The organism is Pseudomonas azotoformans (assembly GCF_001579805.1).
GTDB lineage: Bacteria > Pseudomonadota > Gammaproteobacteria > Pseudomonadales > Pseudomonadaceae > Aquipseudomonas > Aquipseudomonas azotoformans_A.
In genome coordinates this window covers 4316283-4341531 of the sequence record NZ_CP014546.1, presented here as the reverse complement: position 1 = coordinate 4341531, position 25249 = coordinate 4316283, and the positions used below count along the sequence as shown (strand labels likewise).

The window sequence follows — 25249 nt, the reverse complement described above, 5'->3', positions numbered from 1 at the left end:
ACCTTTCTCCGAGACCTGCCATGACCACCCTCCTGCACATCGAATGCTCACCGCGCAAACAGCGCTCCGCCTCTTTGGAAATCGCCCGCCAGTTTATCGCGCGGTATCAGCAGAACGCGCCCGACACCCAGGTCATTACCCTGGACCTCTGGGCGCTGGACCTGCCCGAATTCGACGGCCCGATCATGGACGCCAAATACGCCGGGCTCAGTGGAACGCCCTTGAGCGAAGAACAAGCCCTCGCCTGGGAAACGCTGAAAAGGCTGGCGGCCCAACTGCATCAGGCTGACGTGCTGGTGTTCTCGGTTCCGCTGTGGAATTTCGCCGTGCCCTACAAGCTCAAGCACTTTATCGACGTGGTGTCGCAGAAGGACGTGTTGTTCGAATTCAGCCCGGAGCACGGGTTGCGCGGGCTGCTGCGCAACAAGACGGCGGTGAACGTGTATGCGCGGGGTATGGATTTTTCGGCGCCGGACACCCAGGCGATGGATTTCCAGAAGCCTTACATGGAGGCCTGGCTAGGCTTTATCGGGGTGACGGATGTGCACTCGCTGTACGTGGAAAAGACCATCCTGGGGCCGGAAGTCGATCAGGCATCGCGCCTGAAAAGCACGGAGTTGGCGTTGTTGCTTGCGGAACAGTTGGCCTGACACGCGGGGGAAAAACTGATGTGAACACTGTACCTGTGGCGAGGGAGCTTGCTCCCGCTGGGCCGCGAAGCGGCCCCAAAAGATGGGCCTGCTACGCAGTCCAGCGGGAGCAAGCTCCCTCGCCACAAAGTCCGGAGTATTCAGCCGTGCTGTTTTTCGACCCACTTGCCATAGGCGTCAATGAACGCCTGCAAGAACGGCCTGGTCTTTTCCGAGACCTTGCCCGCCTCGTCAAACACACTGCCCGCGCCGCCCAGATAGGCCTCCGGCTGCTGCATGCACGGTATATCGAGGAACACCAGGGACTGGCGCAGGTGATGGTTGGCGCCAAATCCACCAATCGCACCCGGCGATACACTGATGATCGCCCCCGGCTTGCCACTCCAGGCGCTCTGCCCGTAAGGCCGCGAACCGACGTCGATGGCGTTCTTCAACGGGGCGGGCACGGAGCGGTTGTATTCCGGGGTCACGAACAACACCGCGTCGGATGAACTCACGTGTTTGCGGAAAGTACTGTAGGCTGCCGGCGGTGTCGCCCCGTCAATGTCTTCGTTGTAGAGCGGCAAATCGCCAATTTCCACAATGTTCAACTTCAGGTTGGCCGGGGCCAGTTCGGCCAGTGCCAGTGCGACCTTGCGGTTGATCGAGTCTTTTCTCAAGCTGCCGACCACGACGGCTACGGTGTAGACCTTGCTCATTGGGGTTTCCCGACGTCTGACTAAAGGAGCTTGTAGTTATAGAGTCTTCGCGGCGTGTTCACCAGAAGGTTTTGATATTCCTGCGGGCGTTTGCCTGGCACTGCGACACGTAGGAAGCATCTGAAAATATCAGCGAATAGTATTTTTATTCCGTAAGTAAACTACCCCGCTCCATGACGGTCTACAGAACCGCAAATCGAGTGTTTATCTCCAGAGGTTCTAAACAGATGGCAGCAGTATTAGTCGGACAGTTTCATGCCAGAGACGCAGAAGGACGCGTGTATTCGGTGCATGAGTTTCAGGAATCCAACCCGGCGCAAGGCGACCTGGCTGGCTCGGCACCTACCACCACCTACAAGCTGGCCATTGGCGACCGTGTAGAGAAACTGGAAGGCGACGAATTCAAGTTGATCCAATCGGGCACCATTCTTGTGCGCGAATCGCAAACCACCCTCGCGTCATAAGATCTCGCCCTATCCACCTGCTCAGTCCTGGCCATTGACGGCATTGACTGGGCTGGGGTGATCACGGACGACGGATTTCCGTGACCTCGATGCCCTGCTCTCCCTGCACCTTCTTCAGCGTGACCATCAACCGCCCCCGCTCGCCTTCAACGGCATACAGCGAACGCTGGTAGCCCGCCGAGTTGTAGCCCGGATGCGCGACCACCTGCCTGACCAACTCCATGCCCAGCACCGAGCCCACCTGCTCTACCACCTGTTCCTGGGAACGGATATAGGCTTCAAGGGCCAGGTTTTCCGGCGCGGTTTCGTTCTGAGTGTCGAGGAGATAAGCAGCCACGCAGCCGACGGTCACCAGGACCAGCAGTTGCTTGGCCGTTACCCCGAGAAAAATCGAGGGTAAAGGCATATAGACCAGACCTGTTTTTGTTGTTAATGCCGGTAGCCGGCTGTGGTCGTTGATGATCAGCGCAGCCATTCTATTGAATACCCGGCCCGCTGCACATAGACTCCGGCGATGCGTTTACGTCATATCGAAGTGATTCAGGCCATCTTGCAGACCGGACACCCAGGCTTGGCCGCCGAGTGGTTGCAACTCTCCGTGGGCGATGTGGAAGCCGCGCTCAAGGACGCCGAGCAGCAGTTGGGCTTTATGTTGTTCGCCAGTGTGCGTGGACGCTTGCAGGCCACCCGGGAAACCCTGGAACTGCAAGCTGAGATCGCCCACGTCTATGAAGCGCTGGAGCCGGTGCAACGTCTGGCCAGCCGCTTGAAACACCATCATGCCCCCACTCTGCGCGCCCTCTGCACGCCGCCCCTGGCCAATCAACTGCTACCGCAAAGCATTGCAGCGTTGCGCCGACGCTTTCAGGACACACCGTGCAACCTGTCGAGCCAACCGACCCGAGAAATCGTCAGGAGCCTGCTGCTGCACGAGGCCGATGTGGGTTTGAGCCTGCATGATCCGGAACACCCGCAAATCCACAGCACGGTACTGGCCCAGGGCAAACTGCAATTGCTCGCCCCCCACGGCTGGCTCAAGCCCAAGCAGAAATACATCGCGCTACAGGACCTGGCCGGGCAATCGATGATCGGCCTGGAAGGCCAGGACCCGCTCAGCCGCCTGCTGGATGCCAAGCTGCAAGCCCTGCGCCCGCTGCCGTCGGTGCAGACACGCGTACAGACCTACCAAATGATGCGCAGCATGGTGGAAGCCGGAGAAGGCCTGGCAGTGGTCGACCCCTTCACCGCGTTCGGCGCGCGTGAGGCCGGGCTGGATGCCTGCCCGGTGTCGCCGCCGATCATGGTCAGCCTGTACGCGCTGACCCTCAAGGACGGCGTGACCTCACCCGCATTGAATGCGCTGCTGGAAATCGTGACGCAAAAGGCCGAGGGCCTGTTGGCGGGTTAAGGCTTGTCGACTTCGCTCTTGAACAGCCGATACCAGAATATCGCTACTTCACGGGTTTGCGGATCGATGCCGCGATAGCGCAGGTGATCGACCCCGCCCATCACATAACCGCAACGCTCGTACAATCGGCAGGCGCCCAGGTTGTTGTTCTGGGTTTCCAGCATCATGCCCGGCAGGTTCTTCTTGCGACTCCAGAACTGCGCCACATCCAGCAGCGCCTTGGCCACCCCATGACGCCGCGCGGGCAAGGCCACCGCCAGCTCGTCGACGTGGGCAAAACCGTTCCAGTTGGTGCTGACCACGATATGTCCCACCGGGCGATCATCCAGGTAGGCCATGAAGATCGCGCTGTCGGGCGCATCGCGGAAACTGGCGAACTCTTCAGGGTCGATGCCATAGCACTTGCGGTACGGCAGGATGCGCTCCACGGGCCATTGATCGACCCGCCTGCCCATCTGCGGCTCACCGTAGGCACTGACCTCAAAGCTGAAATCATTGCCCCACACGTAGGCATCAAAGCCTTCGTCGGCGACCCGTACACTGAGCCCCGGATACTTCGGGTTCATTACAGCTTGCATAACCATCCTTAAGCCTTGATGCAATCGACGGTGTAACAACGACCACTGCCGTCATCTTCGTGTTGCAACCCATGAACATCGGCGACAAAACCGGGAAAACTGCTATCGAACGTCCGGGCAAACGCCAGGTAGTCGATGATCGAGCGCGTCGACTCGGTAAAGCGCTCGCCCGGCATGATCAATGGAATACCGGGCGGGTAAGGCACCAGCATCACTGCTGCGACGCGGCCTTGCAAGGCATCAATGGACACTGCCTCCACTTCGCCCCTCACCAATTGATCGTAGGCGTCGGCCGGTTTCATCGCGATTTCCGGCAAGACGGTGTACATGCGCTTGAGGTGTTTGGCCGTGGCATTGTTGCGGTAACAGCCGTGCAATTGGTTGCACAGATCGCGCAAACCCAGCCCCTGGTAACGCGCCGGCCCTTGGGCGAACACCGAAGGCAGGCAACTGGCCAGGCTGACATTGGCGTCGTAACTGCGCTTGAATTCCAGCAACTCGGTGAGCAAGGTACTCCATTTGCCCTTGGTGATGCCCATGGAGAACAACACAAGGAAGGAATACAGCCCAGTTTTTTCCACTACTAGGCCACGCTCCCAAAGGAATTTACTGACGACGGCCGCGGGGATCCCGCAATCGCTGAGGGCACCGCCGGCATTGAGGCCGGGCATCACCAGGGTCACTTTGATCGGGTCCAGCAGCACGTAGTCTTCGGCCACGTCACCGAAGCCGTGCCAGTCATCCTCAGGGTGCAACAGCCAATCGGCGGTGACGACGCGGTCGATACCCGCCACCGAGGGCGGCTGCCAGATCGAAAACCACCAATCCTCTTCAGCTATGTGCTGGCGCAGGTTGGCCAGGGCGCGGCGGAAACTCAACGCCTCGTCGAACATTTCCTGCAACAGCGAACGCCCGGCCGGGCCTTCCATCATCGCCGACGCGACATCCAGCGAGGCGATGATGCTGTATTGCGGCGACGTGGAGATGTGCATCATGAAGGCTTCGTTGAACCGATCACGGTCCAGTTGGCGTGCGCCACCGTCCTGCACATGGATCATCGAGGCCTGGCTGAAGGCCGCCAGCAGCTTGTGGGTCGAGTGGGTGGTGAACACCAACGGACTGTCTGGCGTGCGCGAAGTGCCCATGCCGTAGCGCCCGGCGAAGAACTCATGGAATGCCGCGTAGGCATACCAGGCTTCGTCAAAATGCAGCACCTCGACGCTGTTGCCCAGTTGCTGCTTGATCAGTTCGGCGTTGTAGCACAGGCCGTCATAGGTGGAATTGGTCACCACGGCCATTTTCACTTTCGGCGGGCGGCCACGGGTGAGCGGGCTGGCGTCGATCTTGGTGCGGATCGATTCGGGGCTGAATTCACTCAGGGGAATCGGGCCGATAATCCCCAGTTCGTTGCGTTCGGGGCACAGGTACAACGGGATGGCGCCGGTCATGATGATCGAATGCAACACCGACTTATGGCAATTGCGGTCCACCAGCACCAGGTCATCGCGGCCGACCATGGAGTGCCAGACGATCTTGTTGGCGGTAGAGGTGCCGTTGATCACGAAGAAGGTGTGGTCGGCGCCAAAGTTGCGCGCGGCGCGGGCTTCGGCTTCGGCCAGTGGGCCGGTGTGGTCCAGCAACGAGCCGAGTTCAGGCACCGATACCGAGAGGTCGGAGCGCAGCGTGTTTTCCCCGAAGAACTGATGAAACGCCTGCCCCACCGGGCTCTTGCGGTAGGCCACGCCACCGCCATGGCCGGGGGTGTGCCAGGAGTAATTGGAGTCGGCGGTATGTTGCACCAGCGCCTTGAAGAATGGCGGCAACAGGCCATCCAAATAGGTGCGTGCCGCACGGGCGACTTGCCGCGCAAGAAACGGCACGGTGTCTTCGAATAGATAGAGAATGCCGCGCAGCTGGTTGAGTTCGCTCATGGCGTCGGCGGGCGCATTTTCCAGGGTGACTTGCTCGCCCAGGGCAAAGATCGGCAGGTTCGGCGCCCGCAGCCGCGCCAGGCGGATCAGCTCGACCATGTTTTGCAGCAGGTGGGTATTTTCGCCGGCACCCTCGGCGGCGATCAGCATGCACGCCAAGCCATGATGGGTAGACGCCACCAATCGCCCTTCGGCGTAATCCACTGCGGAAAAAATACTGAAGCCCTCTTGTTCCAGCTCTCGGGCAATGCCTCGGACCCGGTCACCGGCAACGGTGTCGGCCTTGATGTCACGGTGCACGATAAGCACAGGAAACTTCAGGTCTTTGTACATGAGTGCGTTCAGTCCTGAGGGCTATGCACTCAAGGGTAGAAGCTGGGGGGCGATGACGCGAATGAAGATTTAACGGTTGTACAAATCAAAGGTGGGAGCGGGCTTGCTCGCGAATGCAGTGTGTCAGTCGATAGATAAGTTAACTGAACCACCCTATTCGCGAGCAAGCCCGCTCCCACATTTTTACCGCGTTTTTCCGGCCTATTGCTGGGTCAGGGTTGACCACAACGCCGGCGCACCCGCCGACTTGGCAATCGCTTCCAGCCGCGCCGCATGCTCGGGCCAGGTCCTGCTCACTGGCGCGGATGATCGTGGTCGGCTTGCGGTCGCCTGGCAGGCGACGGATTTCCGAAGGACGGTTGCCCGAGCCTTCCGCCGAGCCGCTGCCGTCTGAAGCGTTACCCGCCAGGGACAGGCTGGTCTGCCCGCCGGTCATGGTCAGGTAGACGTCGGCAAGAATCTCGGAGTCGAGCAAGGCGCCGTGCAGCTCACGGCCGGAGTTGTCGACGCCATAACGCTTGCACAAGGCATCGAGGCTGTTGCGCTGGCCGGGGTGGCGCTCACGGGCCATCATCAAGGTGTCGAGGATCGAGCAGTGCTGGGAAATGTCTGCACGATCAGTCTGCCCCATCAGGGCAAATTCGTTGTTGATGAAGCCGACGTCGAACGCCGCGTTATGGATGATCAGTTGGGCGCCGTTGATGAACTCAAAGAATTCATCGGCGACTTCAGCGAAACGCGGCTTGCCCTTGAGGAACTCGTCGGTGATGCCGTGGACGCCGATCGCGCCTTCGTCACTGTCGCGGTCCGGTTGCAGGTAGACGTGAAAGTGACGCCCGGTGAGGCGGCGACCCATCAGTTCGACACAGCCGATTTCAATGATCCGGTGGCCGTCGGTCACCGGCATGCCGGTGGTTTCGGTATCGAGTACAACAGATCGGATGGCCATCAGGGTTCAGCTCTCAACGGTGTAGTGTGATTCAAGGGGCGCGATATTAACACGTGAGTCGACATCAGCTCTGTTTGTAGCCGCGCACTTCGTCCACGCCACGGTTGGCCAACTGGTCGGCGCGCTCGTTGCCGGGGTGGCCGATGTGGCCGCGTACCCACTTCCAGGTGATGTCATGACGATTGCATTGTTCATCGAGCAGTTGCCACAGGTCGGCGTTCTTCACCGGCTCCTTGGCCGCCGTCTTCCAGCCGCGTTTCTTCCAGTTGACCATCCACTCGTTGATGCCCTTCATCACGTATTGCGAGTCGGTCACCAGCAACACGTTGCAACGGCGCTTGAGTTCTTCCAGGCCGCGAATCGCGCCCATCAGCTCCATGCGGTTGTTGGTGGTATTGGGCTCGCCGCCCCACAACTCTTTCTCTACGCCCTTGCACACCAGCAACGCGCCCCAGCCGCCAGGGCCGGGGTTGCCTTTGCAGGCGCCATCGGTGAAGAGTTCTACGCTATCGGTCATCGGTTGCTCGGTATTCATTCAAAAAGAGGGTCATGCGTCGCTTTGCTTGCGGTTGACCTTGGCCATCGGCATCGGCACCAACTTGCCCATCGGCTCGCGGCGTACCTGTTGCACCGGCCGCAACCCAACCACGATCTTGCGCGCCACCAGCAGATAGAAGCCGCCACCCGACAATTGCCAGGCGCCTGCGCGGCGCTCCCAGCCGGCCAGGCGGGCTTGCCACTTGGTCGACGCAAGCGGCGGACGATAGCACCCGAAGCGGCGTTTCTCCAGCGCGAAGCCCAGCAGGTTCAGCCAGTCCCCCACCCGTTGCGGCGAGATGCAACGCGCCTGGCGCAAGGCGTCGTGGGCGAACACATGGCGCAAGCCCCAACTGCTCCAGGGGTTGATCCCGACAATCAGCAAATGACCACCCGGACGCACACTGCTCGCCGCTTCGCGCAGCAAGCCGTGGGGCGACAGGCAGAAATCCAGGCCATGCTGCAACACCACCACATCGGCGGCGTGCTCGCTCAACGGCCAGGCCTGCTCCTCGCAGACAATCTCCACCCCCGGCAACGGTGCACCCAGGCGAACATTGCGCTGCACCTGGGGCGCGCACGGCGGCGTTTCGGCCGAGGGGCCGTAATGCACCAGGTAGCCGCCAAAGAACCGGCCCAACTCGTCTTCGAGCATGCGCCGTTCTTCGTCCAGCAGAAATTGCCCGATCGGACCGGACAGCCATTCACGGGCTGCACTGATCAGGGCCAGCCACTCAGGATCGGCCTGGGCGAACGCTTTATCAGTCATTGCATTCTCCAACTCGCCTAGACGTTCTAAGATGCACCAATGTGTTCAGCTTGGCGAATCGAAGAATGATACAGATCAGTGCCCTGCCCGCCTTCACCGATAACTACATCTGGTTGTTACAAGACCCGAGCACCCAGCGCTGCGCCGTGGTCGACCCCGGCGATGCCGCGCCGGTACTGGCCTGGCTCAAGCAAAACCCTGAGTGGGTCCTGAGCGACATCCTCATCACTCACCATCACCACGACCATGTCGGCGGCGTCGAACAACTCAAACGGGTGACTGACGCCAAGGTCTACGGCCCAGCCAACGAGAAAATCCCCGCGCGGGACGTCGCCCTTAACGATGACGAGCGGATCAGCGTGCTCGGCTGGGATTTCGACATTTATACCGTGCCCGGCCACACCCTGGGCCATATCGCGTTTTATCACCAAGGCGTGCTGTTCTGTGGCGACACCCTGTTCGCCGCCGGTTGCGGGCGTCTGTTCGAAGGCACGCCAGAACAGATGCACACCTCCCTTGAGCGTCTGGCCGCGCTGCCCGCCGACACCTTGGTGTACTGCACCCACGAATACACACAAAGCAACCTCAAGTTTGCCCAGGCCGTGGAACCGGACAATGCCGATATCGCCGAACGGGTGGAAAACGTCCGCCAATTGCGCGAACGTGGCGAGATCACGCTGCCTTCCAACCTGGCCCTGGAAAAGCGTACCAACCCCTTTCTGCGCACCTCTGAAACATCCGTTAAACAAAAAGCGGACGAACGGAATGGCCGCGACAACCGCTCTGGGGCCGAGGTGTTTGCTAGCTTGAGGGCGTGGAAAGATAAGTTCTAACGGGAAGCAATCTGATACGTAATTTCTGAATGGTTGACCGGAACCAAACGGGTTTCTAGAATCGCCCGACATTTTTGCCCGGAACTTACTTCCAGCCAATGTCGTCATCTATTCGTAAATCCAACCATTCAGACGCATTGACCCGCCTGGCTCAAGCTGTGGCGGTGGCTGTGTCCGCCACGCTGGCGGGCTGCCAATCAAGCAATTTCACCGCACAATCCACCGTGCAACCCAAGCCAAACCTCAGCGCCAAGATCAAACAGAAACCCGTCATCTGGCTTTCTCAAAAGCCCGCTCCCGAAGTGCCCCAGGATGTCTGGGAGCGCATGCGAAGGGGCTTTCAATTGCAGGATGGTGTAGGCGTCAACCCACGTATCGAGCAACAGCGACTGTGGTTCGCCAGCAACCCCTCCTTCCTCGAGAACGCCGGTGAACGCGGCAGCCTCTACATTCATTACATCGTCGAACGCCTTGAAGAACGCAACATGCCACTGGAGCTGGCGCTGCTGCCAGTGATTGAAAGTGCCTACAACCCGATGGCCTATTCGCGCAGCGATGCGGTCGGCTTGTGGCAGTTCATTCCCTCCACCGGGCGCTACTTCAACCTGCGCCAGACCCGGGCCTATGATGGCCGCCGCGACATCACCGCCTCCACCACCGCCGCCCTCGACTACCTGACCCGTCTGCACGACATGTTCAACGGTGACTGGCTGTTGGCCCTGGCCGCCTACAACGCCGGCGAAGGCACGGTGAGCCGGGCAATCGAGCGCAACGAGAAGCTCGGCCTGCCGACCGACTACTGGAACCTGCCCCTGCCCCAGGAAACCAAGGACTACGTGCCCAAGTTCCTGGCGTTGTCCCAAGTGGTGCTGGCGCCCGAGGCCTATGGCGTCAACCTGAACCCGATTGCCAACACGCCGTACTTCGAAGTGGTTGAAGTCAAGCAAAGCATGGACCTGTCACGGGTCGCCGCACTGGCCGAAATCGACGAAGACGAACTGTTCCAGCTCAACCCCGCGCTGAAACAGCGCACCACCCTGGATGGCCCGCAGCATCTGCTGGTGCCGAGTTCCAAGGCACAACTGCTCACTAGTACCCTTTCGACGATGAAGCCAGAAGAATTGCTGGCGATGCGGCCGAAAAAGCAGGTGTTCGACGAAGTCGAGACCGCGCGCGTTGCCGGCCGTAGCCGCAGCTACAAGGTGCGCAGTGGGGACAACCTGACGCTGATCGCCAAGGCCAACAAGGTCGATGTGCATGACCTGCAGCGCTGGAACAAGCTGAACGGCCAGGCGCTCAAGGTCGGCCAGACCCTGGTGATGCAGGACACGCGTAAGCTGGTGGCCAAGGCCGACAGCAAGAAGCCGGTGCAATACAAGGTCAAGAAAGGCGACTCGTTGTACATCGTCGCCAAGCGTTTCAACGTTGAGATGCAACATCTCAAGCGCTGGAACCCGCGTACTGGCCAGGCGCTCAAGCCAGGGCAGATGCTGGTGGTTTCCGGGCCACGCTGATTGTGACGAGGGAGCTTGCTCCCGCTGGGCTGCGCAGCAGCCCCAACAAACATCGGGTGTAACTCCGGTTTTGGGAGCGCTTCGCGCTCCAGCGGGAGCAAGCTCCCTCGCCACAAGAAGCCCTTACGCTCACTACAACAGCAACCTTTTTCCAACCGGAACAAGCTGTTACTGTACCGATCATAAAGCGCAAGCCGCCTGGATCGGATCCCTGACTTGAAGCGTCCCCTCCTTCTACTAATAAGTCTGGCCTTGAGCTTTGGTGCGAACGCGGCGATTACCGAGAGCCACGGTTATACGCAGTTCGGCAGGCTCAAGTACCCGGCCAAATTCACCCACTTCGATTGGGTAAACCCCGCAGCGCCGAAAGGCGGGACATTGCGGGTCATGGCCTTTGGCACCTTCGATACGCTCAATCCCTATACCTTCAAGGGCTCCAGCCCGGTTTCCACTCCCAATTTCCTGCAGTACGGCGTCAACGAGCTGAACGAGCCATTGATGGTCGGCACCGGGCTGTACGCGCCCTCCGGCGATGAGCCCACCTCCAGTTATGGGCTGATCGCCCAGTCGGTGGAGTACAGCGAGGACCGCAGCTGGGTGGTGTTCAACCTGCGCCCGGAAGCGCGTTTTCATGATGGCAAACCAATCACGGCCTATGACGTGGCGTTTTCCTATCGCACCCTGCTGACCGAAGGCCATCCGCAATACCGCACCAACCTGCAGGAAGTGGCGCGGGTGGATATCCTCAACCGACACCGGATCCGCTTTGTGTTCAAGCGCGCCGGCAACCCGTTGCTGATCCTGCGTCTGGGCGAATTGCCGGTATTGCCCCAGCACTATTGGAAAAACCGCGACTTCAAGGCCACCACCTTCGAACCACCACTGGGCAGCGGGCCGTACCGTATCAGCAAGGTCACGCCTGGCCGGCAACTGGTGTTCGAACGGGTCAAGGACTACTGGGGCAAGGACCTGCCGGTCAACCAGGGGTTTTATAACTACGACAAGGTCGAAGTGGAGTTCTATCGCGACAGCGACGTGGCCTTCGAAGCCTTCAAGGCCGGCGAGTTCGATATCTATATCGAGCATCAGGCCAAAAACTGGGCCAACGGTTACAACTTCCCGGCGGTGAACCGGGGCGACGTGATCAAGGCGCAGATAGCCCACCAGATCCCGACCCAGAGCCAGGGCCTGTTCATGAACAGCCGGCGACCGAATTTCAGCCAGACCAAGGTGCGCGAAGCCCTGGGGCTGATGTTCGACTTCGAATGGACCAACCGCACCCTGTTCAGCAGCGCCTACAAACGTACTTTGAGCTATTACCCTAACAGCGAATTCTCCGCCACCGGCGTGCCCACCGGCCATGAATGGCTGATGCTCTCGCCCTACCGCGAGCAATTGCCGGCCAACCTGTTTACCCAGCCGTTCAGCCTGCCCCAGACCGACGGGCGCGGCATCCCCCGCGAGACCATGCGCCGCGCCCTGGCCCTGCTCGGTGACGCCGGCTGGAAACTCTCCGGCCAACGTCTGCTGAACAAAGACGGCCAACCGCTGCGCTTCGAGATCCTGCTGGTCAACCCGAACCTGGAGCGCATCCTGCAGCCCTATGTCGAGAACCTGATCAGCATCGGCATCGACGCGCGCCTGCGCACCGTCGACCGCGCCCAATACAAGCAACGCCTGGATCAGTTCGACTTCGACATGATCCTCATCACCCTCAACCAGACCTTGAGTCCGGGCCTTGAGCAGTGGCAGTACTTCCACTCCAGCCAGGCCGCGATCAAGGGCAGCAAGAACTACGCAGGCATTGCCAACCCGATTGTCGATCACCTGCTGGAACAACTGCTGGCCGCCAAGACCCGCGAAGAGCAACTGGCCGCCGGCCGTGCCCTGGACCGGGTGCTGCTGTGGCAGCACTACAGTATTCCCAACTGGTACCTCAACTATCATCGCTTGGCGTACCGCAACCGGTTCGCCTTTGTCACCACGCCGCCCTATAGCCTGGGCCTGAGCGCGTGGTGGCTGAAAGCTTCGGAGAAAGCCCAATGATGTATTTGCGTACTGCACTGCTCGGCGGCCTGCTGCTGTGCACCGCGGCCCAAGCCGCCCCGCAACATGCGTTGACGCTCTACAACGAACCACCGAAATACCCCGCCGACTTCAAGCACTTCGACTACGTCAACCCGGACGCGCCCAAAGGCGGCACGTTCCGCGAGTCGGCCATGGGCGGCTTCGACAGCCTCAACCCCTACATCAGCAAGGGCGTTCCGGCGGATAACCTCGGTTTGATCTACGACACCCTGGCCATGCAAAGCCTGGACGAACCCATCACCGAATACGGCCTGGTCGCCGGCAAGATCGAAAAAGCCCCGGACAACAGTTGGGTGCGCTTCTACCTGCGCCCGGAAGCCCGCTTCCATGACGGCCACCCGATCCGCGCCGAAGACGTGGTGTTTACCTTCCAGGAACTGATCAAGGAAGGCTCGCCGATCTACCGCACCTACTACGCCGACGTCGACGAAGTGATCGCCGAAGACCCGCTGAAGGTGCTATTCAAGTTCAAGCGCACCAACAACCGCGAATTGCCGCTGATCCTCGGGCAACTGCCGGTATTGCCCAAGCATTGGTGGGCGACCCGTGAGTTTGCCAAGGGCAACCTCGAAGTCCCGCTGGGCAGCGGGCCGTACAAGGTCGCCGAGGTCAAGGCCGGGCGTATGATCCGCTACGAGCGGGTCAAGGATTACTGGGCGAAGGACCTGCCGGTCGCCAAGGGTTTCTATAACTTCGATAACCGCATCACCGACTACTACCGCGACAGCACTGTCTCGCTGGAAGCCCTCAAGGCCGGGCAGTTCGACTATTGGCTGGAGTTCAGCGCCAAGAACTGGGCCAACGCCTATAACATCCCGGCGGTGGCCCAGGGCCGCTTGATCAAGGAAGAAATTCCCAACGGCAACCCCACCGGCATGCAGGGCTTCGTGTTCAACATGCGCAAGCCGATGTTCCAGGACGCACGCGTGCGCAAGGCCATCAGCCTGTTGCTGGATTTCGAATGGAGCAACAAGCAGCTGTTCAACGGCGCCTATACCCGCACCCGCAGCTACTTTGAAAACTCGGAAATGGCCGCCACCGGCCTGCCGGGCCCGGATGAACTGGCGATCCTCGAACCGCTGCGCGACAAGATCCCGCCTGAAGTCTTCACCCAGGCCTTCGAACCGTCCAAGACCGACGGTAGCGGCATGATCCGCACCCAGCAGCGCGAGGCCTACCAACTGCTGCAGGAAGCCGGCTGGCGCATCGTCGATGACAAGATGGTCGACACCACCGGCAAGCCGGTGAAAATCGAGTTCCTGCTGGCCCAGACCGAGTTCGAACGCATCCTGCTGCCGTTCAAGCGCAACCTGGCCGACCTGGGCATCGACCTGGTGATCCGTCGGGTTGACGTCTCGCAGTTCATCAACCGCATTCGCTCGCGGGACTTCGACATGCTGGTGGGCAGCTTCCCGCAGTCCACCTCGCCGGGGAACGAACAGCGCGAGTTCTGGAAGTCCTCCAGCGCCGACAAACCCGGCAGCCGCAACTACATGGGGCTCAAGGACCCGGCCATCGACCAGCTGGTGGAAGAGCTGATCGACGCCGATTCGCGCAAAAGCCTGGTGGCGCACGCCAAGGCCCTGGACCGCGTGTTGCAGTTCGGCTACTACGTGATCCCGAACTGGCACATCAAGACCTTCCGCGTGGCGTACTGGGATCACCTGGGCCACCCCAAAGTCCCGCCGCGCTACGACGTTGGCACCGCCACCTGGTGGGCCAAGCCTGACGTAAAACCCGCCGTCACCTCAGAACCAGACACCAGCGCCGATCCGGCGAGTGGAGGCGATTAAATGCTGGCCTATATCTTTCGCCGCCTGTTGCTGATCATCCCCACGTTGTTCGGGATCCTGCTGATCAACTTCGTCATCATCCAGGCCGCCCCCGGTGGCCCGGTGGAGCAGATGATCGCCAAGCTTGAAGGTTTTGAAGGCGCCACCAGCCGCATTGCCGGTGGCGGCGCCGAAGTGTCGGTGGCCGGTTCCAGCAGCTACCGTGGCGCCCAGGGCCTGGACCCGGCGCTGATCAAGGAAATCGAGAAGATGTACGGCTTCGACAAATCGGCGCCGGAACGCTTGTGGATCATGGTCAAGAACTACGCCCAGCTGGACTTTGGCGACAGCTTCTTCCGCGACGCCAAGGTCATCGACTTGATCAAGGAAAAGATGCCGGTGTCCATTTCCCTCGGGTTATGGAGCACGCTGATCATGTACCTGGTGTCGATCCCGCTGGGGATCGCCAAGGCCACGCGACACGGCAGCCATTTTGATGTGTGGACCAGCTCGGCGATCATCGTCGGCTACGCGATCCCGGCGTTCCTGTTTGCGATCCTGCTGATCGTGGTGTTTGCCGGTGGTAGCTACCTGGACTGGTTCCCCTTGCGCGGGCTTACGTCGAACAACTTCGACGAACTGAGCTGGGGCGGCAAGATCCTCGATTACTTCTGGCACCTGGCGCTGCCCATCACAGCCCTGGTGATCGGCAACTTCGCCACCATGACCCTGCTGACCAAGAACAGCTTTCTCGATGAGATCAACAAGCAGTACGTCGTCACCGCCAAGGCCAAGGGCCTGACCAACCACCGCGTGCTGTACGGCCATGTATTTCGCAACGCGATGTTGCTGGTGATCGCCGGTTTCCCTTCGGCCTTCATCGGGATTTTCTTCACCGGTTCTTTGCTGGTGGAAGTGATTTTCTCCCTCGACGGCCTGGGCCTGATGAGCTTTGAAGCGGCGATCAACCGGGACTACCCGGTGGTGTTCGGCACCCTGTTTATCTTCACCCTGCTGGGGCTGATCGTGAAACTGATCGGCGACCTCACTTACACCCTGGTCGATCCGCGTATCGACTTTGCCAGCCGGGAGCATTGAGATGAATCTATCCCCCCTCAATCGCCGCCGGTTCGAGCGGTTCAAGGCAAACAAGCGTGGCTGGTGGTCGCTGTGGCTGTTCCTGATCCTGTTCGTGCTGAGCCTGGGCGCAGAGCTGATCGCCAACGACAAGCCGCTGGCTGTGCACTACGACGGCGGCTGGTATTTCCCGGCGCTCAAGCGCTACCCGGAGACCACCTTTGGCGGTGAATTCCCGCTGGAGGCCAACTACAAGAGCCCCTACATCCAGGAACTGCTCAAGGCCAAGGATGCCTGGACCTTGTGGGCACCGATTCCGTTCAGCTACCAGAGCATCAATTACGACCTGAAAGTGCCGGCGCCCGCGCCGCCTTCCAGCGTGAACCTGTTGGGCACCGATGACCAGGGCCGCGATGTGCTGGCACGAGTGATCTACGGCTTCCGTGTGTCGGTGCTGTTTGCCCTGACGCTGACAGTGCTCAGTTCGATCATCGGCGTGATCGCCGGGGCCTTGCAGGGTTTCTACGGCGGTTGGGTGGACTTGGCCGGGCAGCGCTTCCTGGAGATCTGGTCCGGGTTGCCGGTGCTGTACCTGCTGATCATCCTCGCCAGTTTCGTGCAACCCAACTTCTGGTGGTTGCTGGGCATCATGCTGCTGTTTTCGTGGATGAGCCTGGTGGACGTGGTGCGCGCCGAGTTCCTGCGCGGGCGCAACCTGGAATACGTGCGCGCCGCCAGGGCCCTGGGCATGCAGAATGGCGCGATCATGTTCCGGCATATCCTGCCCAATGCGATGGTGTCGACTATGACCTTCATGCCGTTCATTCTCACCGGCGCCATCGGCACCCTCACCGCCCTGGACTTCCTCGGTTTCGGCTTGCCGGCCGGTTCGCCGTCGCTGGGAGAACTGGTGGCCCAGGGCAAATCCAACCTGCAAGCGCCGTGGCTGGGCATGAGTGCCTTTGCCGTGCTGGCGATCATGTTGAGTTTGCTGGTGTTTATCGGCGAGTCCGCTCGCGATGCCTTCGACCCGAGGAAATGAGATGAATCAGGATAATCTGATCGAAATCCGCGACCTCTCCGTCGAGTTCGTCACGGGCGACCATCACCACCGCGTGGTGAACAACGTCAGCTTCGACATCAAGCGTGGCGAGACCATTGCCCTGGTGGGCGAAAGTGGCTCGGGCAAATCGGTGACCGCCCACTCGATCCTGCGCCTGCTGCCCTACCCGCTGGCGCGGCACCCCTCCGGCACCATCGACTATGCCGGGCAAGACCTGCTCACACTGAAAGAAAAAACCATCCGCCATATTCGTGGCAACCGCATTGCGATGATCTTCCAGGAGCCGATGACCTCGTTGAACCCGCTGCACTCTATCGAGAAGCAGATCAACGAAGTGCTCGGGCTGCACAAGGGGCTGCAAGGCAAGATCGCCACCCAGCGCACCTTGGAGCTGCTCGATCTGGTGGGCATTCCCGAGCCGCACAAACGCCTCAAGGCCCTGCCCCATGAGCTGTCCGGCGGCCAGCGCCAGCGGGTGATGATCGCCATGGCCCTGGCCAATGAGCCGGAGCTGCTGATCGCCGATGAGCCGACCACGGCGCTGGATGTGACCGTGCAGTTGAAGATCCTTGAACTGCTCAAGGAATTGCAGGCGCGCCTGGGCATGGCCCTGCTGCTGATCAGCCATGACTTGAACCTGGTGCGGCGCATCGCCCATCGCGTGTGCGTGATGCAAAAGGGTTGCATCGTCGAGCAGGCCGACTGTGAAACGCTGTTCCAGTCGCCCCAGCATCCGTACACCCAGGAACTGCTCGCGGCGGAGCCCAGCGGCGGACCGGCCAGCAACGAAGTCGGCCCCCCGTTGCTGGAAGTCGATGACCTGAAAGTCTGGTTCCCGATCAAGAAAGGCTTCTTGCGCAACACCGTCGATTACGTCAAGGCGGTGGACGGCATCAACTTCAGCCTGCCCCAGGGGCAGACCCTGGGCATCGTCGGTGAAAGCGGCTCGGGCAAATCCACCTTGGGCCTGGCGATTCTGCGGTTGATCGCCAGCAAGGGCGGCATTCGCTTTGAAGGCCAGCAACTGGACAAGCTCACCCAGCAGCAGGTACGCCCGCTGCGCCGGGAAATGCAGGTGGTGTTCCAGGACCCGTTCGGCAGCCTGAGCCCGCGCATGTGCGTCAGCGAGATCGTCGGCGAAGGCCTGCGCATCCACAAGATGGGTACGCCGGCCGAGCAGGAAGCCGCGATCATCGCGGCGCTCAAGGAAGTGGGCCTCGACCCCGAATCCCGGCACCGCTACCCCCACGAGTTCTCCGGCGGCCAGCGCCAACGCATCGCCATCGCCCGCGCCTTGGTGCTCAAGCCGCGCCTGATCCTGCTCGATGAACCTACCTCAGCCCTGGACCGCACGGTGCAACGCCAAGTGGTGGAACTGCTGCGTAGCCTGCAGGCCAAGTACAACCTGACCTACCTGTTCATCAGCCATGACCTGGCGGTGGTGAAGGCGCTGAGTCACCAGTTGATGGTGGTCAAGCATGGGCAGGTGGTGGAACAAGGCGATGCCAAGGCGATTTTTGCCGACCCGCAGCATGCCTACACCCGGCAACTGCTGGAAGCAGCGTTCCTCGTGCCCGCCTGATGTACGTAGATCAGAAATGTGGGAGCGGGCTTGCTCGCGAATGCAGTGTGTCAGTCGATGCATCTATGACTGACAAAACGCATTCGCGAGCAAGCCCGTTCCCACATTTGATCGACTGCACACCTCCCCTTCAATAGCCATTCAATATCATTTGCGCACACGCGCCCCCTTTGCTTTAATCGCGACCAATTCTTATTTACGCCAATCCTTTTGCGCTGGATGGACATCGTGTCGACCTCTTTCACCCACCTCTACGGCACTCACCACGGCTGGCTGCTCGGCCTGCTGCGCCGTCGGCTGAATGACCGCTGGGATGCCGCCGACCTGGCCCACGACACCTTTATTCGCCTCCTCAACCGCCCGCCGGTCGAAACCGACCACGTGGGCCAGCGCTCGTACCTGGCAACCATCGCCCGTGGCTTGTGCATCGACCTCTGGCGGCGGCGCCAGCTAGAGAAGGCCTGGCTGGACAGCCTGGCCCTGTGTCCGCAAGCCACCCAGCCGTCACCGGAACAACGCGCAATCATCGTCGAAACACTCTACGAAGTGGACGCCATGCTTGCGCGCCTGCCAAAGAACGTCCGCGAAGCCTTCCTGCTCGCCCAGCTCCACGGCCTGGCCTACAAGCAGATCGCCGAACAACTGGGCGTGGGCGAGCGCATGGTCAAGAAGTACATGGCTCAGGCCCTGCTGCACTGCGCGATCCTGGAAGCGGAACTCGACGGCATGCTGGTGCAATGAACACGCCCGGCAAACTCAGCCACGCCAGCCTGGAGCAGGCGGCGCAATGGTACGTGCGCCTGCAGGATCAAGGGGGTGCCCTGGAGCAACTGCACTGGCAGGCCTGGGTCGCGCAGAACCCCGAGCATTTGGCGGCCTGGCAGTATGTGCAGCGTGTAAGCCAGCGTTTTACCCCGTTGCAGGAACACGCCCACGGCGCCAGCCGGGCGTTGCGCACCTCGCGCCGTCAAACGCTCAAGACGCTGCTGGTGCTGGGCGTCGGTTCGACACTGGCCTGGGGCACCTGGCGCACAACCGCCCTGCCCCGCCTGGTCGGCGGCTGGAGCGCGGACTATGCCACCCGCAGCGGTGAAACCCGCGATGCGCTGCTGGCCGATGGCAGTCATGTGTGGCTGAACGCCTTGACGGCTCTGGATGTGCGCTTTGATGGGGTTCAACGTTTGCTGCAACTGCGTTTCGGCGAAGTGCTGATCGACACGGCCAAGGATGCCAGCCGGCCATTCCTGGTGGATACCGCACACGGCCGTATGCAGGCGCTGGGTACTCGTTTCAGCGTGGTACAAAGCGACGACCACACCCAACTCAACGTCTTCGAAGGCCGGGTGCAAGTCACCGCTGCCAACCACCCCGTGCGCATCATCGAAGCCGGCCAGCAAGTCTCATTCAGCCGCAACGGCTTCCAGCCAACCGCACCGGCCTCACCGTCGCGCGAGGCCTGGAGCCGCGGCGTATTGCTGGCGGACAACCTGCCGCTTGGCCAACTGATCGCCGAACTCAACCGTTATCGCCCCGGCCACCTGGGCTGCGACCCGGCCGTGGCGCACTTGCCGGTGATGGGTTCATTCCCGTTGATGGACAGCGACCACGCGCTGAATCTGCTGCAAGCCGCATTGCCGATACGTGTCGATAAACCGATGACATGGTGGGTCACCGTCGGTCCTCGGTAAACAATCCTCAACCGCCAGTTCCCTTTTTGAAAACTCGTTCGGTTAACCCTGCAGACGCTTCATTTCGCCGATCGATTTGATCCAAAGGGAAACATCCATGTCGCAACCTGCTCGCTTCGCGCTGCGCCCATTGGCGCTGGCTACCTCGCTGTTTTGCCTTGGCACACCGACGCTGCAAGCCGCCGAGTCGCCCTCGACCCAGGAAGCCAGCCGCAGCTATCGCATTGCCGCCGGCTCCCTGATCAGTGTGCTGAACAGCTTTGCCGAGCAGTCCGGTATTTACATCGCCGGCCACAACAACCTCGCCGCCGGCAAGATCAGCCCCGGCCTGAATGGCAGCTACACCCCGGCAGCCGGGTTGCAGCGCTTGTTGCAGGGCAGCGGTTTGCAGGCCCTGCCCCAAGGCAACAACGGCTATGTGCTGGAACAGATCCCGGCCAATACCAGCGCCCTCGAACTGGGCGCCACGACTATCTCCGGCCAGGACCTCGGCGCCACCACCGAAGACACCCGCTCCTACACCACTGGCTCCATGGCCTCGGCGACCGGCCTGCCACTGTCGATGCGCGAGACCCCGCAATCGGTCACCGTGATCACCCGCCAGCAGATGGATGACCAAGGCTCCAACAGCATCGCCGACACCCTGCGCCGCGCCCCCGGCGTGAGCGTGCAGAACTACGACAGTGAGCGCTGGGAGTTCTCCAGCCGTGGCCTGCCAATCACCAATTTCCAGTACGACGGCGTCAACTCCACCTACGACGGCGTGTATGACTACGGCACCACCAGCACCGACATGGCGGTGTATGACCACCTGGAAATCATCAAGGGTTCGGCTGGCCTGTTGAGCGGTTCCGGCGACCCGTCCGCCACAGTCAACCTGATCCGCAAGAAACCTACGGCAGCGTTCAAGGCCTCGGTGACCCAGACCTTCGGTTCCTGGGACAACTACCGCACCGAAGGCGATATCTCCGGCCCGCTGACCGAATCAGGCAATGTGCGTGGACGGTTTGTCGGTGTGTATCAGGACCGCCAGTCGTACCTGGACCATTACCAGAACACCAAGGACATCGCCTACGGCATCCTTGAGGCGGACCTTACGCCCGACACGCTGTTGACCTTCGGCATCGACCAGCAGAACACCCGCTCACGCGGCGCCAGCTGGACCGGTTTCCCGATGTACTTCAGCGACGGCTCGCGCACGAACTTCTCGCGCTCGTTCAACCCGGCGGCCGACTGGAGCCGTCGCGACTTCCAGAACCAGACGCTCTTCGCTTCGGTGCAGCAAAAGCTGGCAAACGACTGGTCGCTCAAGGTCAGCCTCGACCGCAAGCGCAGCCAGCACGACACCCTGCTCGCCTCCGCCAGCGGCGGCAACCCGGACCCGGTCAGCGGCGAGAACATGTACATGTTCATGGGCAAGTACAAGGGCGATCAGGTGCAGAACACCCTGGACGTCAACCTCAGCGGGCCGTTCAGTCTGTTTGGTCGCGAGCACGAGTTGATCATGGGCTTCATGGCCACCCGTTCGAAGCAGGACGTACCAGTGTATGGCTCGATCTACCCCGCGGTGGGCGGCAGCATCTTCGATTGGCGCGGCGAGTACGCCAAGCCGGATATCCCACGCAGCGGCCAGAACGACATCGTGCAACGCCAGACCGGCGCCTACCTGGCCACGCGCCTGAAACCCACCGATGACCTGTCGGTGATCCTCGGCACCCGCGTCAGCAATTTCAGTGGCGCCGACACCACCGACTTCTACGACCCGACCAAGACCGACAATCGCACCACGTATCATCAGAGCGGCGTGGTCACGCCGTACGCGGGGATTGTCTACGACCTCAACGACACCTGGTCGGTCTACACCAGCTACACGCAAATCTACCGTCCGCAAACCAGCAAGGACGCGGACCGCAAATTGCTCGACCCGATCGAAGGCGAAACCTACGAAGCCGGGATCAAGGCCGCGTTCTACGAGGGCCGCCTGAACGCCAGTTTTGCCGCGTTCCGCATCGAGCAGGACAACGTCGCCGAGTATGTCTCGGGCTTCGAGACCGACTCGGTGTACCGCCCTATTGCCGGCGCCACCACCAAGGGCTTCGAAGCAGAGCTGTCGGGTGAAGTGCTGGACGGCTGGAACCTTTCCGCCGGCTACACCTACCAGCACACCCGCGATGCCAATGATGGCTACGTCTACAGCTCGGTGCTGCAAACCACCACGCCGCAGCAAGTGGTACGCCTGTTCAGCGCCTATCGCCTGCCCGGCGCCCTGCAGAACGTCACCGTGGGCGGCGGCGTGAACTGGCAGAGCGAGTTCTTCGGCAATGTGTTCCAGCCCGATCCGGCCGACACCGTCAACTTCGGCCATAACTCGCGGATCACCCAGGACAGCTACTACCTGGTGGACTTGATGGCGCGCTACCGCTTCAACGAGCACCTGAGCACCACGCTCAACGTGAAGAACCTGTTCGACAAAAAGTACTACACCGGCCTGGGTAACTTCGGTACGGGCTTCTATGGCGAGCCGCGTAGCGTGCAACTGGCGACCAAGTGGGACTTCTGAGCTGACGGCACTGGCGGTGTGTGTAATGATCCCTGCACTCGCTCAAGGGAGGCAACCGCCGCCATGTCGATGCACAACCGCGCTCATCTTTCACGCTCGCCGCGCTTCTGGCGCGACGAGCGCCTGCCCTTCATCGAGGCACGCACCATCGACGATGGGCGCAAGGTGACCTATACCCGACACGCGCACGAGCACTTTTCCATTGGTGCAGTGACAACCGGCCGCAGCTACTACCACTATGGCGTCGACACCTTTGAGATCAGCGCCGGCACCGTGGTGTTGATGAACCCCGGCGACGTGCACGCGTGCAATCCCATCGCCAATGAGCCGTGGTCCTATCAGATGGTGTACCTCGACACGCCCTGGCTGACGGATTTGCAGCATCAGTTGGGCTTCAGTGCTGACCAGGGCTACCGGCCCTTCAACACGCCTTACACCCAGGACCCGGTGCTGTACCAGGGCCTGCTGGCGTTGTACCGGATATTGGTGGATGAACAGGCCGAGCACCTGAAAAAACAAAGCGCTTTGGTGAGCTACTTCAGCGAAGTACAGCAGCGACTCAACCCCTCCCATACCCCGCTGCGCGAGGTCAACCAAAGGCTGGAGCGGGCCGCCGAGTACATCCGAGAGCACTGCACCCAGGCGCTGAAACTCGAAGATATCTGCGGTGCGGCCGAGCTGTCACCGTCCTACCTGATCCGGGCCTTCAAGCAGTATTACGGCCTCACGCCCCATGCGTTCCTGGTCAACCAGCGCATCCATTTTGCCCGTACGCAATTGCGCCAGGGCGAGTTGATCGCCGATGTAGCCCTGGCCGCAGGCTTCGCCGACCAGGCGCATTTCCAGCGCACCTTCAAACAGCATTTCGCCGCCACGCCGGGGCAGTACCGCGACCGGCTCACGCCATCAGCAAATAACCCACACTGGCCACCAGCAACGCGGCCATTGAACGGTTGAACACCCGCACGCCCTGGGGATTGCCCAGGTAGCGGCGCAGGAAGGTTCCCGCATAGGCCCAGCAAGCCACCGACAGGTAGCAGATCACCAGGTAAAGCGCCGCAAACAGCCAGACTTGCGCGGCGTCGCCGTCCGCGACGAACAGCCCCATCCCCGCCACACAGGCAAGCCACGCCTTGGGGTTGAGCCATTGCATGATCGCGCCATACAGCATCGAGGGTGCGGTGGCAGTGCCCTCGGCATCCACTCGACCATCGTCGACCGCCAGCTTCCAAGCCATGTACAGCAGGAAGGCCACTCCACCCCACTGGATCAGTTGGGTCAGGATCGGCCAGCGCACCAGTACCTCATGCAGGCCCAGGCCAATCAGCACCAGCAACAAGGTGAACCCCACAGCAGCGCCAACCACATGTTTCTGGCTGGCGACAAACCCGAAACGCGCCCCCGAACTCAGCGCCACCACATTCACCGGTCCCGGCGTGATGGAAGTGGCCAACGCGAAGGCGGCCATGGAAATGATCAAGCTCATTGCAGTTCCCTTTTATTCGAACGAGTGACAATGACGTTACGGTAAAGAGCAAAAGGATCGGGGTATTGAACAAAATGCCCCTCTTCGGAGAATTTTGTATACATCTGTAGACTTATAGCGATTTCAGCCCTAAAGTCAGGATGAATTCATTCACACAGGCGGGAGAAAGGTCATGGCGGAAACGGTTCTGGTCACCGGAGGCACGGGCTACATCGCCGGTTGGTGCCTGGCAGGCCTGTTGCAACAGGGTTATGACGTGCGCACCAGCTTGCGCAGCCTGGCCAAGGAACCGGCCCTGCGCGCCGCCTTGAGCGGCCAGGGTATCGATCACACCCGACTCACCTGTTTTGCCGCCGACCTGACTCGCGATGAAGGGTGGAGCGCGGCCATGGCCGGTTGCGACTACGTGCTGCACGTCGCCTCGCCCCTGGGCCTGGATGCGCCACAACACCTGGAGGACATGGTTGCCCCGGCGCGGGACGGGACCTTGCGTGTCCTGCGTGCAGCAACCCACGCGGGTGTTCGCCGGGTGGTCATGACCAGCGCCGCCACCGTCGCCACCCCACCCTTGCAGAGTCCCGACAGCCTCAGCGACGAGTCCGTGTGGTTCGACCCCAATGAAACCCACGTGACCCCGTATCGCCACGCCAAGCGCCAGGCCGAGCGTGCCGCGTGGGACTTCATGCACAAACAGACCGGCCCGACCACACTGACCACCGTGCTCCCCGGTGCGGTGTTCGGCCCGATCATGAGCGCCGACACCCTCGGGTCCGTGCAAGTCATCGCCCGCCTGTTGCAAGGTCGCGCCAAAGGCAACCCGCGCCTGGGCTTCGAAGTGGTGGATGTACGCGATCTCGCCGCCCTGCATATCCGCGCCATGACCGCATCGGCCGCCGCCGGACAGCGGCTGTTGGGGGTTGGGCAGTTCCTGTGGATGGCAGAAATTTCCCAGATACTGCGCGACCACCTGGGCGACGCCGCCAACAAGGTGCCCAGCCGTAACATCCCGGATTGGCTGCTGCGCCTGCTGGCACGTTTCGATCCGCTGCTGCGCGGCCTCACCCCCAACCTTGGCCGCCAACACCGCCACACCGCAGAAAAAGCCCGCGTGATGCTGGGCTGGCAGCCGCGCCCCAGCAGCGAGACGCTGATCGATTGTGCCAATAGCCTGATCGCCCACAAGGTCGTTTAGACGCTTTTATTCCGTTGATATAACTGCATTTTTTTCTTTCAAACGGTCGGTTTTGATAGGCAAAAATGCGTATTTCC

General features: G+C 61.1%; 22 protein-coding genes and 2 pseudogenes. 16 read left to right on the top strand and 8 right to left on the bottom strand.

Translation table 11 applies throughout. The features are described 5' to 3' along the window. The first annotated feature begins 20 nt into the window (after nt 1-20). Together AYR47_RS20105 and AYR47_RS33455 are read left to right on the top strand one after the other, a co-directional pair. The gene (locus AYR47_RS20105; protein WP_061436487.1) at nt 21-650 is read left to right on the top strand and encodes an FMN-dependent NADH-azoreductase; all 630 of its coding nucleotides are present in this window, start codon (nt 21-23) and stop codon (nt 648-650) included. Nucleotides 651-683: 33 nt separating this feature from the next. Next, nucleotides 684-779, top strand: a pseudogene (locus tag AYR47_RS33455) (N-acetyltransferase); the annotation flags it as partial. A gap of 11 nt (nt 780-790) precedes the next feature. On the opposite strand, the gene AYR47_RS20100 reads toward AYR47_RS33455, so the two are convergent. Continuing rightward, nucleotides 791-1348, bottom strand: coding sequence for an NADPH-dependent FMN reductase (locus AYR47_RS20100; protein WP_061436486.1), 558 nt, complete (start codon nt 1346-1348; stop codon nt 791-793). Between the two features lie 227 nt (nt 1349-1575). Between AYR47_RS20100 and AYR47_RS20095 the strand changes: the two genes are divergently transcribed. Continuing rightward, on the top strand, nt 1576-1812 hold the full coding sequence (locus AYR47_RS20095; RefSeq protein ID WP_016979714.1) for a hypothetical protein: 237 nt from the start codon (nt 1576-1578) through the stop codon (nt 1810-1812). A 61-nt stretch (nt 1813-1873) separates the two neighbouring features. Here the strand turns inward: AYR47_RS20095 and AYR47_RS20090 are convergent, their stop codons facing one another. Further along, nucleotides 1874-2218 (bottom strand): hypothetical protein, encoded by a 345-nt coding sequence (locus AYR47_RS20090; RefSeq protein WP_061436484.1) that lies wholly within the window; start codon nt 2216-2218, stop codon nt 1874-1876. 108 nt (nt 2219-2326) lie between these two features. On the opposite strand from AYR47_RS20090, the gene AYR47_RS20085 reads away from it, so the two are divergent. After that, complete coding sequence (locus AYR47_RS20085; protein ID WP_061436482.1) at nt 2327-3220, top strand: LysR substrate-binding domain-containing protein; 894 nt, start codon at nt 2327-2329, stop codon at nt 3218-3220. On the opposite strand, the gene AYR47_RS20080 is transcribed toward AYR47_RS20085, so the two are convergent. From AYR47_RS20080 to AYR47_RS20060, 5 genes and pseudogenes are all read right to left on the bottom strand, one after another. Further along, nucleotides 3217-3798: a GNAT family N-acetyltransferase gene (locus tag AYR47_RS20080; RefSeq protein ID WP_082781514.1), complete on the bottom strand. Its 582-nt coding sequence runs from the start codon at nt 3796-3798 to the stop codon at nt 3217-3219. The genes AYR47_RS20085 and AYR47_RS20080 overlap by 4 nt on opposite strands. Nucleotides 3799-3806: 8 nt before the next feature. Then, nucleotides 3807-6062, bottom strand: coding sequence for an Orn/Lys/Arg decarboxylase N-terminal domain-containing protein (locus AYR47_RS20075; protein WP_061436479.1), 2256 nt, complete (start codon nt 6060-6062; stop codon nt 3807-3809). 201 nt (nt 6063-6263) lie between these two features. Next, nucleotides 6264-7005: pseudogene (gene dnaQ / locus AYR47_RS20070) on the bottom strand (DNA polymerase III subunit epsilon). Between the two features lie 70 nt (nt 7006-7075). After that, nucleotides 7076-7528 carry a ribonuclease HI gene (gene rnhA, locus AYR47_RS20065; protein WP_010210917.1) on the bottom strand — a complete coding sequence of 151 codons (453 nt, stop codon included), beginning with the start codon at nt 7526-7528 and terminating at the stop codon, nt 7076-7078. Between the two features lie 30 nt (nt 7529-7558). Then, nucleotides 7559-8317 carry a methyltransferase domain-containing protein gene (locus AYR47_RS20060; RefSeq protein WP_016979721.1) on the bottom strand — a complete coding sequence of 253 codons (759 nt, stop codon included), beginning with the start codon at nt 8315-8317 and terminating at the stop codon, nt 7559-7561. Nucleotides 8318-8382: 65 nt separating this feature from the next. Here AYR47_RS20060 and gloB point away from each other — a divergent pair, with 65 nt between their 5' ends. The 11 genes from gloB to AYR47_RS20005 all read left to right on the top strand — a co-directional run bounded on the left by gloB (nt 8383) and on the right by AYR47_RS20005 (nt 23451). Beyond that, nucleotides 8383-9150, top strand: a complete 768-nt coding sequence (gene gloB, locus AYR47_RS20055) for a hydroxyacylglutathione hydrolase (protein ID WP_061436477.1) — start codon at nt 8383-8385, stop codon at nt 9148-9150. A 98-nt stretch (nt 9151-9248) separates the two neighbouring features. Beyond that, nucleotides 9249-10664, top strand: a complete 1416-nt coding sequence (locus AYR47_RS20050) for a lytic transglycosylase domain-containing protein (RefSeq protein WP_033902274.1) — start codon at nt 9249-9251, stop codon at nt 10662-10664. Nucleotides 10665-10880: 216 nt separating this feature from the next. Further along, nucleotides 10881-12710, top strand: a complete 1830-nt coding sequence (locus AYR47_RS20045; protein ID WP_033902275.1) for an extracellular solute-binding protein — start codon at nt 10881-10883, stop codon at nt 12708-12710. Then, the gene (locus tag AYR47_RS20040; RefSeq protein ID WP_061436475.1) at nt 12707-14545 is read left to right on the top strand and encodes an extracellular solute-binding protein; all 1839 of its coding nucleotides are present in this window, start codon (nt 12707-12709) and stop codon (nt 14543-14545) included. The genes AYR47_RS20045 and AYR47_RS20040 overlap by 4 nt, the downstream gene beginning before the upstream one ends. Beyond that, nucleotides 14546-15622, top strand: a complete 1077-nt coding sequence (locus tag AYR47_RS20035; RefSeq protein ID WP_033902277.1) for a microcin C ABC transporter permease YejB — start codon at nt 14546-14548, stop codon at nt 15620-15622. Nucleotide 15623: 1 nt separating this feature from the next. After that, the gene (locus AYR47_RS20030; RefSeq protein WP_012723835.1) at nt 15624-16643 is read left to right on the top strand and encodes an ABC transporter permease; all 1020 of its coding nucleotides are present in this window, start codon (nt 15624-15626) and stop codon (nt 16641-16643) included. A gap of 1 nt (nt 16644) precedes the next feature. Continuing rightward, nucleotides 16645-18246: an ABC transporter ATP-binding protein gene (locus AYR47_RS20025; protein ID WP_061436474.1), complete on the top strand. Its 1602-nt coding sequence runs from the start codon at nt 16645-16647 to the stop codon at nt 18244-18246. A 219-nt stretch (nt 18247-18465) separates the two neighbouring features. Continuing rightward, on the top strand, nt 18466-18987 hold the full coding sequence (locus tag AYR47_RS20020) for a sigma-70 family RNA polymerase sigma factor (protein WP_033902279.1): 522 nt from the start codon (nt 18466-18468) through the stop codon (nt 18985-18987). Continuing rightward, complete coding sequence (locus AYR47_RS20015) at nt 18984-19934, top strand: FecR domain-containing protein (protein WP_061436472.1); 951 nt, start codon at nt 18984-18986, stop codon at nt 19932-19934. Before AYR47_RS20020 ends, AYR47_RS20015 begins: the two co-directional genes overlap by 4 nt. Before the next feature lie 97 nt (nt 19935-20031). Beyond that, a complete protein-coding gene (locus AYR47_RS20010) occupies nt 20032-22494 on the top strand; it encodes a TonB-dependent siderophore receptor (RefSeq protein ID WP_061436470.1) in 2463 nt (820 codons plus the stop codon). Between the two features lie 63 nt (nt 22495-22557). Beyond that, complete coding sequence (locus tag AYR47_RS20005; RefSeq protein WP_033902282.1) at nt 22558-23451, top strand: AraC family transcriptional regulator; 894 nt, start codon at nt 22558-22560, stop codon at nt 23449-23451. Here AYR47_RS20005 and AYR47_RS20000 read toward each other — a convergent pair. Then, nucleotides 23393-23980, bottom strand: a complete 588-nt coding sequence (locus AYR47_RS20000; RefSeq protein WP_061436468.1) for a LysE family translocator — start codon at nt 23978-23980, stop codon at nt 23393-23395. The genes AYR47_RS20005 and AYR47_RS20000 overlap by 59 nt on opposite strands. A gap of 172 nt (nt 23981-24152) precedes the next feature. On the opposite strand from AYR47_RS20000, the gene AYR47_RS19995 reads away from it, so the two are divergent. Continuing rightward, nucleotides 24153-25172, top strand: a complete 1020-nt coding sequence (locus AYR47_RS19995) for an NAD-dependent epimerase/dehydratase family protein (protein ID WP_033902284.1) — start codon at nt 24153-24155, stop codon at nt 25170-25172. The last annotated feature ends 77 nt before the right edge of the window (nt 25173-25249 follow it).

Excerpts from the sequence above, each read along its gene's own strand:
- AYR47_RS20105 (WP_061436487.1), top strand. The coding sequence starts at position 21 with ATGACCACCCTCCTGCACATCGAATGCTCACCGCGCAAACAGCGCTCC.
- AYR47_RS20100 (WP_061436486.1), bottom strand. The coding sequence starts at position 1,348 with ATGAGCAAGGTCTACACCGTAGCCGTCGTGGTCGGCAGCTTGAGAAAA.
- AYR47_RS20095 (WP_016979714.1), top strand. The coding sequence starts at position 1,576 with ATGGCAGCAGTATTAGTCGGACAGTTTCATGCCAGAGACGCAGAAGGA.
- AYR47_RS20090 (WP_061436484.1), bottom strand. The coding sequence starts at position 2,218 with ATGCCTTTACCCTCGATTTTTCTCGGGGTAACGGCCAAGCAACTGCTG.
- AYR47_RS20085 (WP_061436482.1), top strand. The coding sequence starts at position 2,327 with ATGCGTTTACGTCATATCGAAGTGATTCAGGCCATCTTGCAGACCGGA.
- AYR47_RS20080 (WP_082781514.1), bottom strand. The coding sequence starts at position 3,798 with ATGCAAGCTGTAATGAACCCGAAGTATCCGGGGCTCAGTGTACGGGTC.
- AYR47_RS20075 (WP_061436479.1), bottom strand. The coding sequence starts at position 6,062 with ATGTACAAAGACCTGAAGTTTCCTGTGCTTATCGTGCACCGTGACATC.
- rnhA (WP_010210917.1), bottom strand. The coding sequence starts at position 7,528 with ATGACCGATAGCGTAGAACTCTTCACCGATGGCGCCTGCAAAGGCAAC.
- AYR47_RS20060 (WP_016979721.1), bottom strand. The coding sequence starts at position 8,317 with ATGACTGATAAAGCGTTCGCCCAGGCCGATCCTGAGTGGCTGGCCCTG.
- gloB (WP_061436477.1), top strand. The coding sequence starts at position 8,383 with ATGATACAGATCAGTGCCCTGCCCGCCTTCACCGATAACTACATCTGG.
- AYR47_RS20050 (WP_033902274.1), top strand. The coding sequence starts at position 9,249 with ATGTCGTCATCTATTCGTAAATCCAACCATTCAGACGCATTGACCCGC.
- AYR47_RS20040 (WP_061436475.1), top strand. The coding sequence starts at position 12,707 with ATGATGTATTTGCGTACTGCACTGCTCGGCGGCCTGCTGCTGTGCACC.
- AYR47_RS20035 (WP_033902277.1), top strand. The coding sequence starts at position 14,546 with ATGCTGGCCTATATCTTTCGCCGCCTGTTGCTGATCATCCCCACGTTG.
- AYR47_RS20030 (WP_012723835.1), top strand. The coding sequence starts at position 15,624 with ATGAATCTATCCCCCCTCAATCGCCGCCGGTTCGAGCGGTTCAAGGCA.
- AYR47_RS20025 (WP_061436474.1), top strand. The coding sequence starts at position 16,645 with ATGAATCAGGATAATCTGATCGAAATCCGCGACCTCTCCGTCGAGTTC.
- AYR47_RS20020 (WP_033902279.1), top strand. The coding sequence starts at position 18,466 with ATGGACATCGTGTCGACCTCTTTCACCCACCTCTACGGCACTCACCAC.
- AYR47_RS20015 (WP_061436472.1), top strand. The coding sequence starts at position 18,984 with ATGAACACGCCCGGCAAACTCAGCCACGCCAGCCTGGAGCAGGCGGCG.
- AYR47_RS20010 (WP_061436470.1), top strand. The coding sequence starts at position 20,032 with ATGTCGCAACCTGCTCGCTTCGCGCTGCGCCCATTGGCGCTGGCTACC.
- AYR47_RS20005 (WP_033902282.1), top strand. The coding sequence starts at position 22,558 with ATGTCGATGCACAACCGCGCTCATCTTTCACGCTCGCCGCGCTTCTGG.
- AYR47_RS20000 (WP_061436468.1), bottom strand. The coding sequence starts at position 23,980 with ATGAGCTTGATCATTTCCATGGCCGCCTTCGCGTTGGCCACTTCCATC.
- AYR47_RS19995 (WP_033902284.1), top strand. The coding sequence starts at position 24,153 with ATGGCGGAAACGGTTCTGGTCACCGGAGGCACGGGCTACATCGCCGGT.